Below are 251 nucleotides of genomic sequence, written 5' to 3'. Positions count from 1 at the left end.
GTCGAAGACGAAATCGCCCGAGCCGGTGAGCGCCAGAGCGCGGCGTTCGACTTCGCTCAAAGTGCCAATCGAGACCTGCCCTTCCGAAAAGGCGTGCTGCACCGTGGTGAAGCCGAGCAGCATCACGATCAGAACCAAGCCACCGGCAACGGCAGGCTGCGCCACGTCATTGGTGACCTGGCCTGAGATCACCATCCAGGAATAAAACAGCAGCGCGATATAGATAATCCAGGTCGGCACCAGAAGCACCG

1 protein-coding gene is annotated in these 251 nt (G+C 59.8%); it reads right to left on the bottom strand.

All coding sequences use genetic code 11. The annotated features are described in order from the left end of the window. A partial coding sequence (locus RYX56_RS26735; protein ID WP_317124350.1) for a hypothetical protein occupies positions 1-251 on the bottom strand: 251 nt, incomplete at both ends.

Origin of the sequence: Alkalihalophilus lindianensis (assembly GCF_032843265.1) — a bacterium.
Taxonomy (GTDB): domain Bacteria; phylum Bacillota; class Bacilli; order Bacillales; family Bacillaceae_D; genus Alkalihalophilus; species Alkalihalophilus lindianensis.
The sequence above is the reverse complement of the archived record's forward strand: the minus strand, read 5'-3'. Positions and strand labels throughout refer to the sequence as shown.